We start from the raw sequence: 15,544 nt of genomic DNA on the forward strand, positions 1-15,544 counted from the left end.
GCGGTTGCGCCTCCACCTGGCGCGCACCGTGGACCACGACGTGTGGCGTTCGGCCCGGGAGGCGATCCCCGAGCACCGGGCGGTGGTCGTCGAGGTCCGGGCACGCGGTGAGTCGGGGTGGGGGGAGGCCCCCGAGTTCATGACCTCCGTCTACTCCTCGCGTCTGGCCACACTGATCGAACGGTTGCGAGGTGTCGAATCGACCCTGTCCTCCTGTGACCCCGAACGTCCGGAGCTGACCTGGTCCAGGCTCGCCCCCCTGCTCGCCGACTGCCCGTTCGCCCTCGGCGCGCTCGACGTGGCCTGCCACGACCTGGCCGCCCGACTCGCGGGGATCCCGCTCTACGAACGGCTCGGATGTCCCGACCCCACTGGGAGGCGGTCCGCCTACAGCATCGGCCTGGACGAACCCGCGGCCATGGTCGCCAAGCTTCCCGAATCCTCCGACTGGCACATGTACAAGGTCAAACTCGGCAAGGCCGGGGACTTGGACGTGCTGCGCCTGCTCCGCGAGCGGACCGACGCCCCCTTCTGGCTGGACGGCAACGCGGGCTGGGCCTACGAGGACCTGGCGGCCGTCCTCGGCGAACTGCCCTCGTTGGGGGTGGCCGCGATCGAGCAGCCGTTCTCCGTGGGAGACCGCGAGGCGCAACTGCGGGCCCGTGAGGTGAGCCCGGTGCCCATCTTCGCGGACGAGTCGGTGACCAACCTGGACGAGTTCGAGCGCCACGCCGGGGACTTCGACGGGGTCAACGTCAAGATCCTCAAGGCGGGCGGGATCACCCCCAGCCTGGAGATCCTTCGGGCCTGCCGTGAGCGCGGCATCTCCACGATGCTCGGCTGCCTGCCGGAGTCCTCGATCGGCGCCAGCGCGGCGGCCCATCTCTCCGGGATGGTCGACCACGTGGACGTCGACACCATCGCCCTGTTGGCCACCGACACCGGAACCGGTGTCCGGCTCGACGGTTCGGGTCGGATCGGCCTGTCCGGTCTGCCTGGGACCGGTTTTCTTCCAGACCCCGCATCCGAGGCATGGGCCGTGGATCCCGAATCCGTGGTCGGACCCATCGTGGCCGTCCCCCTGGGAGGAACACTGGGATGAACGAGACCGACGAAACTCGCGACCACCAGGGCGCGACGGCTCCCGAGGACGAGTGTGCACCGGAACGGGTGCGGACCGTGGTCACGGCCGCACTGGCCTCCAGGGGCGTTCGCGACGCGAAGGAGGTCGCCGATCTGCTTGTGGAGACGTCGCTCCTGGGGATCCACACCCATGGCGTGCGGATGCTCTCCGCCTACATCGACGAGTTGGGCCGGGGTGTGTCCCGCCCGGACCCCTCGCCCCGGACCCTCGGTGACACCGGGCCCGTGGTGCACGTGGACGCCGATGGCGCCCTGGGCGCCTCCGCCGGACTGAACGGCACGCGGACAGCGGTGGAACGAGCCCGGTCCCACGGTGTGGGCGTGGTGGGCGTTCGCGGATCCAACCACTTCGGGGCCGCGGGTGCCTACGCCCGGCGCATCGCCGCCGAGGGGCTTTTGGGGATCGTCACCACGTCGGCAGCCTCACGGGTGGCACCCTTCGGTGGAATCGAGGCGCTGTTCGGAACCAACCCGGTGGCGATCGCCTTCGGCCCGGACTTCTGCCTGGACATGGCCACCAGCCAGGTCTGTTTCGGTGAGATCAAGGAGCGCCGCCGGACCGGCACCGATCTCGAGCCCGGCTGGGCGCTGGATTCCACCGGGGACACGGCGATCCGTCCTGACGACGCGGGGGCCCTGAGCCCGCTCGGCGGATACAAGGGGCACGGTCTGGCCATGGCGGTGACCGTGCTGACGGCCGTGCTCGTTGGTGGCCCGCTCGACTTCCAGATGGCCCACATCGGTACGTCCGAGGACGGGTCCGACCGGGGGGTGGCGCACCTGTTCATCGCCGTGGACCCGGCCGCGTTCGGAGGACGAGAGGCCGCGGAGGAGCGGATGAACGGCCTGGTGGACAGGGTGCGTGCCGCGGAGCCCAAAGACCCCGCCTCCCCGGTCCTCGTGCCCGGCGATCCGCAACGCGAACACGAGGCGCGTCAGAGCGCCCGGGGGCTCGAGCTGGACGGCGCCACCCTCGACCTCCTACGTGTCCTGGAGGCCGAGATGACGGCGGGTCGACAAGGGCGGAAGGTGACCGGATGATCCTCATACTCGTGAGTCCACGCCAGCGGAGACTCGACCTGCGCGCCGCGCTCGGTGAGGACCTGGGCCGGACCCTGCTCATCACGGGTGGACCGTTGCCGACCGGGGCCGAGGACGCGGTGCTCACGGTGCCCTTGGAAGAGTACGGAACCGAGGCCATCGTGGCGGCGGGGCTGCGTCTGGCGGAGCGGTACCCGATCGAACGGGTGGTCTCCTACGCGGAGTCCGACGTCATCGCGGCCGCCCGCCTGCGGGAACAGCTCAGTCTGGTGGGGCAGTCGCCCGCCAGCGCCGCGGCCTACCGGGACAAGGCGCTCATGCGTCGGCACACCGCTGCGGCGGGCCTGCCCGGCCCGCGCTCCTGGTGCGTGGAGAAGGCGTCACAGGTACGGGCCTTCGTCCACGCGCACGGTGTTCCCGTGGTGGTGAAGCCGAGGAGGGCGTCGGGCAGTGTCGGCGTGCGCGTGCTGGACGACCACAGTGCGCTGGGGGAACTGCCCGAGAATCTGCCGGACCACGTCGTCGAGGAGTTCGTTCCCGGGACCGTGGTCCACGTGGACGGCCTCATGGTCGGAGGCGAACCCGTGTTCGCCCTGCCAGCCGTGTACACCGAACTGGGGTGTCTCGCGCACCTGGCCGACCAGGGCGGCGGAAGCAGTCTGCTGCCTCCGGAGCATCCCTGGTACACCCCCCTGGTCGAGGAACTGTGGAACGTCGTGCGGGCCCTGCCCCCCGCCGACGACCTCCTCCTGCACGCCGAGTTCTTCGTGTCGGAGGGAAGGACCCCGGTGCTGTGCGAGATCGCCTCACGAATGCCAGGGCACCCGATTCCACCCATGCTCGACCGTGCCCTGGACACCAGCCTGCAACAGGTGTGGACGCGTGTGGCGGCGGGGTTGGAGTGCGACACCGAGGCGCTCGGGAAGCGAGCAGCAGAAGGGCGGCTGGTCGCCAACTACGGGCTCCCGCCCCGGCTGGGCGCTCTGGCTGCCTTGCCGGAAGCACCGCCGCCGGAATGCGCACCGTGGGTGCGCGACCTGGAGTTCGGTGACGGGCAGGTGTGGGACGCGGACCGTTACGCCCGACGCAAGTCGGGTGACTTCGTCCTGACCTGGACCGTCACCGCCCCGGACGCCGACACCCTCCAGGAGCGGTTGACCCGGTCGGCGGAACTGTTGGAGGCACAGGTCAGGTGGGAGCCACCGCCACGGGACCGGGGACACGAGGAAGCCGTGATGGGGGTGGGCGCCGGATGAACGCTCGCACTCGCACCGCTTCCGCCGTCCGCTGGGCGGTCACCGAACTGTCCGACGTCGCCGCACGAACGGACCTGGACACCTGGGAGGACCCCGTCGGACGGACCCGGGTCTGGTCCCGTCCGGACTTTCGCCGTGCGACGGAGGAGCTGCCGCCGCACAGGGCGCTCCAGCTCGTGGCCTTCGACCATCGGGGCCCCCGGATGTTCGTGCCGCTGCTCCTCACAGAGCACGCGGGAGGCCTGCTCTTCTACGACGTGCCGGCCATGGCCGGAGACGAGCGCGCCTTCGGGGACTCCGCACGGCTCGGAGCGGACGAACACCCGAACGTGACGGCCACGGAACTGGAGGACGCCAGGACGGCCGCCTACCCCAGCCTCGCCGCGGGAAGCTATGGTTCCCACCACGGAATCCTGGTCCATCCCGCGGCGGACGCCGCCGAGCGCGCGTCACTCCTGGAAGGTCTGCCGACCGCCGTCGCCGAGGCCGCCGAGGAGCTGCGGTGCGCGAGTCACGCGCTCCTGTACCTCACCCCCGAACTCCTGTGTGCCACGGCCTCCCCCGACTCCGAGTACCGAACCGCAGTCCTGGGAGCGGAGAGCGTCCTGGAGTGCTCCGGTGACTCCTGGGGGGACTACCTGGCCTCCCTCTCGACCCGTCGCCGCTCCCGTGTGTGGCGCGAGCGCCGCGCCTACGGAGAGAGCGACGTCGTCAGCGAGATCCGAACCGGACCGGACGCCCTGGGAGAGGACCTCATCGAGATGCGGGCCAATCTCCGCATACGCCACGGGATGCCACCGGACCGAGAACGCTCCGCCGCCGAGTTCAGGTCCTTGGCACGTTGGTGCGGCGACCGTGTGGTCGTCAACCGGGCCTGGCGCGACGGGACGGTCGTCGGGTTCGTCGTCCTCCTCCTCGACGGGGACACCGTCTACGCCCGCACCGCGGGGTTCGACTACGAGAGGCTCTCCAGCCACCACTACTGCTACTTCAACCTCGTCTACTACGACGTACTCGAATGGGGCCTGCCCCGAGGTATCCGGCGCCTGGAACTGGGCCTCTCCGCCTATCCGGCCAAACGCACGCGAGGATGCGGCTTCGAGCCCCGTTTCGGACTGTTCTCGTTCGGCCCGGACAACCCCCTGGAACGGGTCCTCCGCGCCCAGGACACCGGTGAGCGGAGACGACTGGTGCAGGAGTGCGGATCCGGTATGGCGCGGACCGACCTGGACGTCATGGAAGGAACACCATGGATGTGACAACGGAGGCCGTCTGGATGGACGGCGAGATCGTCTCGGGCCCCGAGGCGATGGTCCACGTGATGACGCCGAGCCTGCACTACGGCTGGGGCGCCTATGAGGGCATCCGCTTCTACACTTCGGACGACCCGGAACGCCCCGGCCCCCTCATCTTCCGCCTGGCCGAACACCTGAGTCGTCTGGAGGCCTCCTCCGAGGCCCTGGGGATGAGCCTGCCCCACAGCCAGGAGGAACTCATCGCCGCGTGTGTCCAACTGGTGCGCCGTAGCGGGCTCTCCGAGGGGTACCTCCGGCCGCTGGTGATGCTCAGGGCCGGCGCGATGTCGGTCGCGGGCCAGATCGACGACGTCAGTGTCGTGATCGGCTGCTGGACCTGGTCGGGCTATGTGAGCGACGCGGACAGCGGTATCTCCGTGCGCACCAGCTCCTGGGTGCGGTGCGCCGCGTCCCAGATCCCACCCAGCGTGAAGTCGACCGGCGGGTACCTCAATCCCTCCCTGGCGCGGCTGGACGCCGTTCGCGGAGGCGACCACGAGGCGATCCTGCTGAACCAGGAGGGCCGGGTCGCCGAGGCGTCCGCGGCCAACGTCTTCGCTGTCATCGACGACACGCTCGTCACGCCGCCCCTGAGCGAGGGAATCCTCCCCGGGATCACCAGGGACGCCGTTCTCACCCTGGCCGAGGACCACGGGATGCCGACCCTGTGCCGCCCGGTCGAACCCCGTGAACTGTCCGGAGCCGAGGAGGTCATGCTCGCCGGAACCGCCATGGAGCTGGCCCCGGTCGTTCGGATCGACGGGAGCCCGGTGGGCCCGGGACGTCCCGGGCCCTGGTACGCGAAGTTGCGCGGCGCGCTCGACGGCGCCTTCCACGGCCGGTGCGAGGACCACCAGGACTGGTCCACCGACTGCTCGCCGGACGCCCCCGCACCGAGCCCGCTCACGTCGGGTAGCACGGCTTCCGGGTCATGAGGCCCTCGGCCTTGGTCAGGGCCTATCTGCCCAACACCCGGTCGGGCAGGATCCTCTCGTGCGGTGCGGCGCTCGACTCCCTGGGGACGGGCCTGTTCCTGAGCCTCCTCCCGGTCTTCCTCGTTCGTTCCCTGGGAGTGGAACCCCTCTACGTCGGTCTGATCATCGGGTTCGCCAACCTCCTCGCGCTGTTCGCCTCGGTCCCCACGGGATGGCTGTGCGACCTCCTGGGCGCGGGCCGTGTCTGGAAGGCACTCGTGGTCGTCCGGATGGTCGGCTACTCGGGGTTCCTGTTCGTGGACTCCTTCCTGGCCTACGCCCTGCTCACCTGCCTGCTCGTGCCCCTGGACCGGGGGAGCGGGACCGCTCAGCAGGCGTTCGTGGTGCACAGCGAACCACCGGGAGAACGCAGCCGATCGATGGCCGGGGTGCGCACCGCGCGCAACGTCGGGATGAGTGTCGGGTTGTTGCTCACCGGCGTGTTGCTGGGGCTGGGCACGGACTGGGCCTTCCAGCTCGGCTTCCTGTTGAACGCGCTCTCCTACGCGGCGCTGTGGGCCGCCGTGGCGGCGGTCGCCCGAACGGGCGCGGTCATGAAGAGTGCCGAGCAGGGGGAACGCCCCGCGGCCGCCGACGGATCCTCGGAGCAGGAGGTCGATCAGGGGCTTTCCCCGTTCCGGAACCGCCGCTACCTCACCCTGGTCGCCGGGGACACCTTGGTGCTGCTCCACGACTCACTGCTCTTCACGCTCTTCCCGCTGTGGCTGGTCAGCCGAACCGAGGTCCCCGACGCCATGGTCGGCCCCCTCCTCGCGGTCAACACCGTGCTGACCGTGCTCCTCCAGGTGCCCCTCACCCGCTGGGCCAAGGACCACGACGGTGCTCGCAGGACGGTCATCGCCGCGGTGGGCCCGCTGCTCGCCTGCTGTCTGCTCTTCGCCGCGGCGGAGGCGAACGCGGGCCTTTGGGGCGCCACCACGCTCGCCGTGCTGGCCATCCTGTTCCTCACGGTGGGCGAGAACCTGCATTCGGTGGGTTCGTTCGAGCTCTCCCACAGGATGGCGCCGCCCGCACTCATCGGTCGGTATCTGGGAGTGTTCAACCTGGGCAACTCCGTGCAGTTGACCATCGGCCCGCCCCTCATGACGGCGGTCGTCCTACGGGGCCCCGCCGGGTGGATCGTGCTCGCCGGAGCCTTCGCCCTCGGCACGCTGCTCATGGCCGCGGGCGCGCGTCGTTCCGGTGAAAGCGCCACCGCGCGAAAGGAGAAGATCTCGTGACGACTACCGAGCACGTGCTGGTGGTGGGCGGTGGGATGGAGATCCCGGGCCTGCTTCGAGAACACGTCCCGGGCCTGCGGACCTCGGTCATGTGCCAGATGTACGTCGTGCCCAGGCTGCGCGACGTCGACCGGCACGCCAGGGTCTTGGCCTTCCAGAGCGACAGTCCCGACAGCGAGTGGATCGGCGCGGCTCTCGGTATCCACCGTGACGACCCCTTCACCCGGATCGCGGCCTTCTCGGAGCGTGACCAGCTCCGAGCGGCACGCCTGGCGGAGGCGCTCGGGCTGGCATGGCACCCGGTCGAACTGGTCAGGGCCGTCTACGACAAGGAGCTCACGCGGCGCATCCTGGCCGACGCGGGAGTGGAGAAGGTCGTCGCGCGGCGATGCGCCAGCGGTGACGAGGCCGCCGACTGGGTGGATGGGAACCCCGGGCGGTGGGTCCTCAAACCCGTGGACGGCACCGGCAGCGCCGGGGTCTCGGTGGTCTCCACCCCCGAGGAGGCCCGGCTGGCCTACGCCCGGTGCTCCGAGGCGGACCATTCAGGGGACACCGACCGTGCCCAGGTCCTGGTGGAGGAGTACCTCACCGGACCGCAGATCAGCGTCGAGTCGTTCTCCGAGGGCGGTGAACACTGTGTGGTGGCGGCGACCGGCAAGTTCTCCCACCCCGGCTCCCTGGTGGAGATCGGCCACGTCGTCCCGGCCCTCATCTCCGAGAGCCAGAGGGAGACGGTAGGGCGCTATCTGCCCGAGGTGCTCGACGCCCTGGGCGTGCGCGACGGCACCTGCCACACCGAACTGGTCCTGACGGACGCCGGGCCACGCCTCATCGAGACCCACCTGCGTCTGGGCGGGGACGACATCCCCGCACTGGTCAAGGGGGCGACCGGGGTCGACCTCGTGGACGCCATCGTCCGCCAGACGGTGGGTGAACGAGTCCTTCCGGAGATCCGCGAGCGGCTCTCACAGCGGCCGGAGCGGGCTGAGGCGATCTGGTTCGGCTCCTCACCCTGCGAGGGCCGAGTCGTGCGGGTCGAGGGGGTGGAGGAGCTGAAGGCCCAGGACGGCTTCGATGTCGAGTCCTACGTGAGCGCGCAGGACGATGTCCGGCCCATGGAGGACTCCCACGCGCGGATCCTCCAGGTCAGGGTGCAGGAACCCACGTCGGAGGAGGCCGTGCGCAAGGCCTACGAAGCGGTCGCCTCGTGTCGACTGGTGCTCTCGGTCCCGCTTGTGGGGGGCACCGCACCCGACGAAGCCGTGTGAACGAGGAGTGGTCAGGTCCGCCGTCCCGCAAGCCGTGGTGACGGCGGACCGGTATGGGGACGCGATCGACTCCGGGAGTCGTGCGCGTCACCGCTGGCCCCCGTGACCTCCGGGTGCATGGGGGCCAGCGGGTGTGGTGCACCCGTGCGGACGCACCCGCCTCTTGCCGTAGGGCTTTCGTCGCCCTCAGGTCAGGGCCGGGGTCCGTCCGTCGCTCATGTGGGGGTCAGTTCGGGCGTCGCACCCCCGACCCGTGTGGCCCGGAGGTCGCACACACCGACCACCGCTGATCCGCTCGTGGTCGCGTTCCCGACCGCGCAGACGTCGCGACGCCCGTGGGCGCCTACTGATCTCCGCGCAGGTAACGAGTCACCATGTCCACCAGCTCGTTCTCGAACGTCTCGACCGGTTCGCCCTTCAGGTCGGCCATCCGCCTGTGCGTGTTCATCTCCACTGTGGTCACGATCAGCTCGGCGGCGGTGTCGAGGTCCCGCACGCCGACATCCGGGTGCCGGGCGAGGAGATCGCGTACCTGACTGACCCGCAACCTTTCGTGCCGGTCGATCGTGTCGAGCACTTCCCGTGAGAACGACGCCTCCTCGATCATGATCCGCAGCAGCTGCGGATCGTCGCGGTGGTTGTCGATCGCGTCGCGGACCAGTGCCCGGACGACCGTCTCCAGTCCGCCGGCGGACAGATCGAGCTGATCGGCCTGGGCCCACCTGCCACGTTCCATGTGCCGCACCAACAGCTCGGCGAGGATGGCGTCCTTGTTCGGGAAGTACTGGTAGAGCGAGCCGATGGAGACCCGGGCGCGTTCCGCGATGCGGTTGGTCGTGCCAGCGGCGTAGCCGTTCTCGGCGAAAACGTGAGCAGCGGCGGTGAGGATGCGCTCACGGGTGAGCTCGGCACGCACCTGGACGGGCTTGCGACGTGGCTGGAGACGCCGATCGGCGGGTGGCATCCGAAGGTCCTCCCCGGGTGTGAAAGCGAGTAGTCAAAGAGCTGAGCCATTGCTCATAATAGGGCCATGAACTGCGAAGACAAGATCCTCATCGGTGTCGGTGGCGCGCTGTGATCCCCAGGGTGTCCCTGCCCGAGTCGCGCACGATGATCACGCTGGAGGTGCGTCGCCGCGAGTTCCTCACACCGGGTTTCGCGAGCGTCACCCTCGGCGGACCGGCCGTGCGGGACCTGACCGTCGTCGGCAACGACCAGGCGGTTCGTCTGTTCTTCCCCCGCGAAGGGCAGACCGCGTTGCGGATGCCGACCATCTCGAACGAGGCCTGGATGGCCCAGCTGATGGTCATGCCGAAGTCGGTCCGCCCGTGCGTCCGCAACATGACGATTCGGCGCGTGCGGCCCGCGGACGACGAGATCGACATCGAGTTCGCCCTGCACGGTGACTCACCCATGTCGTCCTGGGTGCGCCGGGTCGAGCCGGGTGACCGGGCCGGGATCTTCGACATCGGCACCACGTACCGGCTACCGGAGTACGCGGAGGGGCAGCTGCTGGTCGGCGACGAAACCGCGTTGCCCGCCATCCTGTCCATCCTCGACGGAACGCCTTCGTCGCTGCCCACGGAGGTCTACCTGGAGGTGGCGACCGCGGCCGAGATCCGGCCCGTCGAGGCCCCCACTGACGTCCGCGTCCACTGGCTCTGCCGGGACGCCGAGAACCCGCGGCCGGGCACCTTGGTGCTGGACGCGGTGCGTGGGGCGTCGCTGCCATCCGGTCGCTTCTACACGTGGGTCGCGGGAGAGTCCCAGATGGCCACGACCGTGCGTCGCCACCTGGTCAACGATCGTGGCGTGCCCAAACGGGACATCTCGTTCGTCGGCTACTGGCGTCAGGGTCGGTCCGCCCCCGGCTGAGGACTCCGTCCACCACCGGATGGGCGCTCTGGGCCGATCACCGACGGTGGAAGAGGTCGAGACACGGCCGACACGAAAACGGCCCCTGGTCCGCGAACCGAGTTCGCGACCAGGGGCCGTCTTTCGTACGGAGCGGATGACGGGAATCGAACCGCCCACCGCTAATGGCGTGACCTGCCCAAACACGAGAACTCGCAGGCAGTGGCGCTGGCAGCCACCCCGTTGTGTTGGGTTCACCCAGGTTGCATCAGCCCTCGTGCACCCTACGGGTGCACGACCTTTGCCGCCTTGGTACACCCTCACGGGTGCACCAGACATGCTGATTTCTCCGATACCCGAAGCAGAAGATCTACGTTTTATCAGAAGAGAGGTTCCGGCGAGAGAGGCGGAGGTGTTGGTTCCTTCTTCGTCAGCCAGACGCGGTCCTGCTTTCGCGGGACCCTTTTCCCAGTCGAGCTCTCGATGGTGCCAACCTTGAGTAGATCCTTCAGCACCATTCCGGCGTGGACGTCTCGGTAGACTGTCTCGCACAGTGCAAATTCGCGGAGCTCCGATACCTCCCCAGGTCCTTCCTCCAACTTGTTGAGGAGGGCGCGGCGCAGGGGGCTGAGCTCAGGTTTCTCCTCAAAGTAGAACTCCAACTGGTCCGGATCCCGAGGGTCACGGAACCTGACACCATGCTGCTTGTCCACCTTCCACATGGCCTCTTTCATCTTGGTTAGGCCTTTGAGATGGTTGCTCGCGAAGACGAGGTGAAGCTCATTCTTTTTCTCATCTCGCATCTCGAACGATGCCGCGTATCTGAACCCAGCTTTGAAGAGGGAGTTTCGGTAGCAATCCACCAGGAACTTCTTCTTCATCTTCTTGGGCTGATCGACGGCAGCGCGCCAATCATCGCTACCGAAGCACCTGTCACCTGCTTGCGCACCGTTCTCGGTAGTGGCGAAGCGGACCAGGTGTTGTGGCTGGAAGGTAACCAGGACTTCTCCGCCTGGTCTGTTGGCAGCACTCCGGGCTATGTCCAGAGGGATCGCGTCGGGCCCTCCCCAACCGTCGAGTACGGCGAAGAAGGGAGAACGTCTCGGAGTCAACTTTTGCAGGGTGGGGAGTAACGCAGTTGTGCATTCGCCTTTCCGGAAGGTGACGGTCAGCTGAGAAGGTCGGCCGCCATACTCATCAAATTTGCGGTCAACCTGGCGCCGAAGCTCCTCCAGGCGGTCACCTCTCTCCTCGATGAGGAGCACGTTGAGGTGTTGGCCGGGGCGAAGCAGTTCGCGGCGGCGCAGGAAGACGTCCAGGGCGACCACCGGCGAGCCAGGTTCCTCTCCTACGTAGACACCGGGACCCGCGAACCCCTCGGCGTAGGTGAACTCCTTGAACTGGCCTCCTGCGCAGATCGGGTACCAGGCTTTGAGGTACTCGCTGATGATGAGATGCTTCGCCTGGGTGTGGGGGTCCAGAGGCCAGACGGTGTCCTTGGGGGTAGCCATACATTTCACTTACCACCAAGGTGAAATCGAATAACGGCTAAAATTGGCCGAATTCGGTCACTGGTGCGCGTGGACCTTCAGGTCATGAGGGGTAGCATCCCAGCTTCGATCGTCAAGAAGGCGCCCGCCTGACTTCGGTGTGTGACCGCCCCATTGCTTAAAGAAGAAAGGAGTGTCTGATTCAAGACAAAGGTCCCGGATTCCTCGGGCCCAGTCGGCCTTCATCGTGCGGTGGCGTGGGCCGCTTTCACCACCCACGATGACCCAGTGGATGTTAGCTAGATCCAGCTGGTCTAGGGGGCCTAGGAGCGGTTCGCACGAGAGAAAGCGAACGGCAGCTGGCGTGCTTCGAAGATGATCCACGCGGTCGAGTGCCTCCGCACTCTCCACCGAAACACCCATCCAGATGTTGGGTGGCCACGGCAGCTCGGGGGCTAGCCGTGCCAAACGAAGAGAGCGCTTGGTGAGTACCTGGTATGTGTGCTGTGGGGTATCAGCCATGACTTCGAAGACCTTGTGAACGAAGTCCTTGGGCACCTTCGCGTGAAAAAGATCGCTCATGGAGTTGACGAAGACCGTACGGGGGCTCTTCCATTTATACGGCATCTTGAGCGCTGAGGGGTGGACAGCAACTCCGAACCCAGGACCCGAAGTTCGCGGGTCTCCGTCTGTCTGGTACTTGTCAACACCCATGGCCTTGAGCCTCTTGGAAAGCGCCAGCGCGTAGCAGTTGTCGCAACCAGAGGCGACGCGGTCGCACCCTGTGGTTGGATTCCAGGTCGCCTCCGTCCACTCGATGGAGCTCTTGTCAGCCACGGCCAACACCGCCCTTCCTCAAAAATTTGTACTTGGTTGGTGACACCAGTCGAGGTTGACTTAACCACGAAGGTGACGTGCGTCGCGCAGGTTCTGAGAACCTAGATATAATCGAACACTAGTTCGCAACATAACAAAATCTACCGCTGGCTGGTAGGGGCTTCGGTGCTCAGGGACGTGGTGATTTACGAGGACCGCGATCATCCTCACCGAGGGATCTTTGAACAGACCAGCGCCCCCCTCTCGGACCTTGCCGTGCCCTACTGTGCCGGTGTGAGTACGCAATGGACGATCCACGGCGAGAAGCTGGTGGACGAGAACCGGCACATCAGACTGTCTACGGTCGACATCACCCTCCCGGACGGGGTGTCCTTCACGCAGTACGTCGTGGCCATGCCTCCGGCCGCGATGACGCTGGTGGTCAATGACCAGCGCGAAGTCCTGCTGATGCGGAGGCACCGGTTCATCATCGACCGGTGGGTGTGGGAGCTGCCGGGCGGATACGTGGATGGCGCGGAGGACGTCGAGAGCGCAGCCGCCCGTGAGGTCGAGGAGGAGACTGGGTGGCGTCCCCGCTCGATGGAGCACATGGTGACCTTCCAACCCGCGATCGGGTCGGTGGACCAACCCCAGATCATCTACCTGGCACGCGGCGCTCACCTGACCGACACCCCTCCTGACATCAACGAAGCCCAGGAGATCCGTTGGTGGCCGCTGGAAGAGGCAGTGAAGATGATCGAACGTGGCGAGATCGTTGGTGCGTCCACGGTTGTGGCGGTTTACCGGGCGCTCAGTCTGGTGTGACTGCTTCCCTGGCGCGCACGGTGAACTCCTCGACAGTGGGCGAGCTTTCATGGGCGCGGAGGCGGTGGCCCAAGCGGCGTAGGTAGGACAGGGCTCTACGGGATTGCAACCCCTCGACCAGATGCAGGGCCTGATCACCTACTCGAACGGCCTCCTCAGGTTCATTAGGGGCATGAGCGGTGGCGAGCATCAGCAGATTGAACGTGCGGCCGCGGACGTAGTCGGTATTCATCTCCAGGGAGCGTTCCGCGTAGGCGGCGGTCTGGGTGTCGTCGTTCAGGGCGAGGAAGCAGTGGGCGACCTTGGCCGCGAGGTAAGCCTCGTCGAAGTAGGTCAGCCACTCCGGGGGATTTGGGTCTTCGGTCTCGAACGCCCGCACCCCTGCGCGCAGGGAGACCGATGTCGCCCGGTGATCGGTCAGGCCCGCGTGGCCGTGCGCTTCGATGAGATGGCACTCGGCCATGAGCGCTGTGTGCCCGGTGCGGGTGGCTGCGGACTGGGCCGCCCGCGCGAGGTCCACCGCTTCGGCTGAGCGACCGATGTAGGTGGCCTGGTGACCCATGGCGGCGAGGATCTCGGCGCACAGGCCGTCGTCCTGCGCGGTCTTGGCCATGCGCAGGGCCTGTACCAGGTAGCGCTGGGCCAGGCCGTGCTGCTCGCAGTCGTAGGCCATCCACCCCACGGCCTTGGTGAGCTCGGCCGCCGCAGCAAACAACTCCTGCCCGATCTCTTCGGTGTAGGTGCCGTGCAGGAGCGGGGTGACGTTGGCGTCGAGGTACTGCACGACGGTGCTGCGGATGCGACCCCCGCCCACTCGGTTGTCGAGGTCGCGAAAGGCCCGGGTCATCTGTCGAATGGCAGCGATCTCAGGACGTCCGACCCGTGTTCGGCCCCGGTGCGCGGGGCCCGGGGAGGGCGGATGGGTGAGCCAGCGGGTGGTGGCGCTCGGGTAGGCGGCGGGGGAGTAGCCGCCGGACAGCACACGGCGGCGTTCGACGTCGGCCCGGTAGAGCTGCCCAGCGGTGGAGATACCCGTGGTCCAGGCGAGCGGGAACTCCAGGGTGCGCTCGTCTCCGCCGGGTAGGCCGCACTCTTGCGGGCTGACGGGGTGCCCCAAGGCCTCGGAGAGAACTCCGGAAATCAGCGTGGGGACCGGTTGTTGTGGACGTTCCCCTTCCAACCAGCGGCGCACGCTGTTGTGGTCGTAGGACAGTGAGAGCCCCAGCTCATCACCGCGCGAGACCACTCTGCGGGCGAGTCCCTTGGCGGGCATACCTGACTCGTCCAGGAGCTGCGCGAGTTGGGTGTTCGGCTGTTTGGGGGTGCGCGGCACGGCGTCTCCACAGTGTTTCCGCAGTGTCCGGGGGAGTGCAGTGTGGCACGCCCTCGGCCTACGGGGAACGAAGTCGCGAAAACGCACGCCCCCTGTGCACTCCTTCAGCTTGGGCTCACGCACGAACCCCGAGGCCGCGCCTTCTCGGCACAGGCTCCCCAAGAGACGGTGGGATCTGCCCGAAGCCGCAGAAGAGGAAAGGGAACAGGCATGACGACCACACTCGCCCCGTTCACGGTGGAGCTGCCCGACCACCGCTTCGACCCCCGCTGGGAACGCCTGCCCGGAATCACGGTCGACGGACCCACGCTCAGCGTTCAGCCCGAGGACTACTTCTTCCGCCTGGAGTCCACCGGCTGGCGCGTCATCGACTGGCAGACCGTCACCGACCGGATGCTGCCCCTGGAGGAGTCCTCCGACGAAGCACTGGAACAGAAGGCGCTGCGGTTCATCGAGGACCGCGTCCGCACCACCCACGACCCTGCCGAGGTCCTGGGGATCGCCTGGAAGGTCTACAGCTACCTCTTCCGAACCGAACACCTGCCCACCCTGGACGTCCCCGGGATCACCGCCGAACACCTGCGGATCCTCGCGGAGGTCTCCACGCTCACCGCGCTGAACAAGGTCGATGCCGACGGCCGGATCTCCGTGGTCGGTCCCGCCTGGTTCTTCGGCGACACCGCACGCGTGGTCTACGACCTGGACGAGCCCACCGTGCAGGCTCTGGACGAGGTCTTCCACGGTGGCCTGTTCAACGAGAACCGCAGGATCGAGTCGATCAAGGCCCACACCGCCCTGGGCGGCCGGCTCGTGCACGGCTGCCAGTCCACCCCCTCCCAGAAGGGCGGTGTGGTCGCCTCCTACGGAACCCCCATGGGTCGTTTCCGCGACGAACTCGCGCAGTTCCGCGACCAGTGGATCCAGGCCGTGCGCTCCTACGGTTCCACCACCTGAACACCCAGGCCCGCCGGGGCCCGCACGGCCCCGGCGCTTCGATCGCGAGAA

General features: G+C 67.6%; 14 protein-coding genes. 10 read left to right on the forward strand and 4 right to left on the reverse strand.

All coding sequences use genetic code 11. The features are described 5' to 3' along the window. Positions 1 to 4 precede the first annotated feature (4 nt). Genes ADX84_RS09050 through ADX84_RS09080 form a run of 7 tightly spaced genes read left to right on the forward strand, consistent with a single transcriptional unit; the run spans position 5 to position 8,221 of the window. Entirely contained in the window at positions 5 to 1,102 is a 1,098-nt protein-coding gene (locus ADX84_RS09050; RefSeq protein ID WP_053107272.1) for an enolase C-terminal domain-like protein, read from the forward strand. Beyond that, positions 1,099 to 2,184 carry an Ldh family oxidoreductase gene (locus ADX84_RS09055; protein WP_082206359.1) on the forward strand — a complete coding sequence of 362 codons (1,086 nt, stop codon included), beginning with the start codon at positions 1,099 to 1,101 and terminating at the stop codon, positions 2,182 to 2,184. The genes ADX84_RS09050 and ADX84_RS09055 overlap by 4 nt, the downstream gene beginning before the upstream one ends. After that, entirely contained in the window at positions 2,181 to 3,440 is a 1,260-nt protein-coding gene (locus ADX84_RS09060) for an acetyl-CoA carboxylase biotin carboxylase subunit family protein (protein WP_049570490.1), read from the forward strand. Before ADX84_RS09055 ends, ADX84_RS09060 begins: the two co-directional genes overlap by 4 nt. Continuing rightward, positions 3,437 to 4,699: a GNAT family N-acetyltransferase gene (locus ADX84_RS09065; protein WP_049570493.1), complete on the forward strand. Its 1,263-nt coding sequence runs from the start codon at positions 3,437 to 3,439 to the stop codon at positions 4,697 to 4,699. The genes ADX84_RS09060 and ADX84_RS09065 overlap by 4 nt, the downstream gene beginning before the upstream one ends. Continuing rightward, positions 4,690 to 5,670 carry a branched-chain amino acid transaminase gene (locus ADX84_RS09070; RefSeq protein ID WP_082206360.1) on the forward strand — a complete coding sequence of 327 codons (981 nt, stop codon included), beginning with the start codon at positions 4,690 to 4,692 and terminating at the stop codon, positions 5,668 to 5,670. Before ADX84_RS09065 ends, ADX84_RS09070 begins: the two co-directional genes overlap by 10 nt. Positions 5,671 to 5,681: 11 nt before the next feature. Further along, the gene (locus ADX84_RS09075) at positions 5,682 to 6,950 is read left to right on the forward strand and encodes an MFS transporter (protein WP_049570501.1); all 1,269 of its coding nucleotides are present in this window, start codon (positions 5,682 to 5,684) and stop codon (positions 6,948 to 6,950) included. Beyond that, positions 6,947 to 8,221 (forward strand): ATP-grasp domain-containing protein, encoded by a 1,275-nt coding sequence (locus ADX84_RS09080; RefSeq protein WP_156208052.1) that lies wholly within the window; start codon positions 6,947 to 6,949, stop codon positions 8,219 to 8,221. The genes ADX84_RS09075 and ADX84_RS09080 overlap by 4 nt, the downstream gene beginning before the upstream one ends. Before the next feature lie 343 nt (positions 8,222 to 8,564). On the opposite strand, the gene ADX84_RS09085 is transcribed toward ADX84_RS09080, so the two are convergent. Beyond that, complete coding sequence (locus tag ADX84_RS09085) at positions 8,565 to 9,185, reverse strand: TetR/AcrR family transcriptional regulator (protein WP_049570508.1); 621 nt, start codon at positions 9,183 to 9,185, stop codon at positions 8,565 to 8,567. Between the two features lie 110 nt (positions 9,186 to 9,295). On the opposite strand from ADX84_RS09085, the gene ADX84_RS09090 reads away from it, so the two are divergent. Continuing rightward, positions 9,296 to 10,096 (forward strand): siderophore-interacting protein, encoded by an 801-nt coding sequence (locus tag ADX84_RS09090; protein ID WP_049570511.1) that lies wholly within the window; start codon positions 9,296 to 9,298, stop codon positions 10,094 to 10,096. Positions 10,097 to 10,455: 359 nt separating this feature from the next. On the opposite strand, the gene ADX84_RS09095 is transcribed toward ADX84_RS09090, so the two are convergent. Then, on the reverse strand, positions 10,456 to 11,586 hold the full coding sequence (locus tag ADX84_RS09095) for a three-Cys-motif partner protein TcmP (protein WP_049570514.1): 1,131 nt from the start codon (positions 11,584 to 11,586) through the stop codon (positions 10,456 to 10,458). A 57-nt stretch (positions 11,587 to 11,643) separates the two neighbouring features. After that, the gene (locus ADX84_RS25350) at positions 11,644 to 12,402 is read right to left on the reverse strand and encodes a DUF5131 family protein (protein WP_082206366.1); all 759 of its coding nucleotides are present in this window, start codon (positions 12,400 to 12,402) and stop codon (positions 11,644 to 11,646) included. Between the two features lie 273 nt (positions 12,403 to 12,675). Here ADX84_RS25350 and ADX84_RS09100 point away from each other — a divergent pair, with 273 nt between their 5' ends. Further along, complete coding sequence (locus ADX84_RS09100) at positions 12,676 to 13,206, forward strand: NUDIX hydrolase (protein ID WP_049570627.1); 531 nt, start codon at positions 12,676 to 12,678, stop codon at positions 13,204 to 13,206. On the opposite strand, the gene ADX84_RS09105 is transcribed toward ADX84_RS09100, so the two are convergent. Next, a complete protein-coding gene (locus ADX84_RS09105; protein WP_049570517.1) occupies positions 13,193 to 14,539 on the reverse strand; it encodes a hypothetical protein in 1,347 nt (448 codons plus the stop codon). The genes ADX84_RS09100 and ADX84_RS09105 overlap by 14 nt on opposite strands. Positions 14,540 to 14,749: 210 nt before the next feature. Here ADX84_RS09105 and ADX84_RS09110 point away from each other — a divergent pair, with 210 nt between their 5' ends. After that, entirely contained in the window at positions 14,750 to 15,493 is a 744-nt protein-coding gene (locus ADX84_RS09110; protein ID WP_049570520.1) for a hypothetical protein, read from the forward strand. Positions 15,494 to 15,544 lie beyond the last annotated feature (51 nt).

Origin of the sequence: Nocardiopsis sp. SBT366, assembly GCF_001083815.1 — a bacterium.
GTDB lineage: Bacteria > Actinomycetota > Actinomycetes > Streptosporangiales > Streptosporangiaceae > Nocardiopsis > Nocardiopsis prasina.

Excerpts from the sequence above, each read along its gene's own strand:
- ADX84_RS09055 (WP_082206359.1), top strand. The coding sequence starts at position 1,099 with ATGAACGAGACCGACGAAACTCGCGACCACCAGGGCGCGACGGCTCCC.
- ADX84_RS09060 (WP_049570490.1), top strand. The coding sequence starts at position 2,181 with ATGATCCTCATACTCGTGAGTCCACGCCAGCGGAGACTCGACCTGCGC.
- ADX84_RS09065 (WP_049570493.1), top strand. The coding sequence starts at position 3,437 with ATGAACGCTCGCACTCGCACCGCTTCCGCCGTCCGCTGGGCGGTCACC.
- ADX84_RS09070 (WP_082206360.1), top strand. The coding sequence starts at position 4,690 with ATGGATGTGACAACGGAGGCCGTCTGGATGGACGGCGAGATCGTCTCG.
- ADX84_RS09085 (WP_049570508.1), bottom strand. The coding sequence starts at position 9,185 with ATGCCACCCGCCGATCGGCGTCTCCAGCCACGTCGCAAGCCCGTCCAG.
- ADX84_RS09095 (WP_049570514.1), bottom strand. The coding sequence starts at position 11,586 with ATGGCTACCCCCAAGGACACCGTCTGGCCTCTGGACCCCCACACCCAG.
- ADX84_RS09110 (WP_049570520.1), top strand. The coding sequence starts at position 14,750 with ATGACGACCACACTCGCCCCGTTCACGGTGGAGCTGCCCGACCACCGC.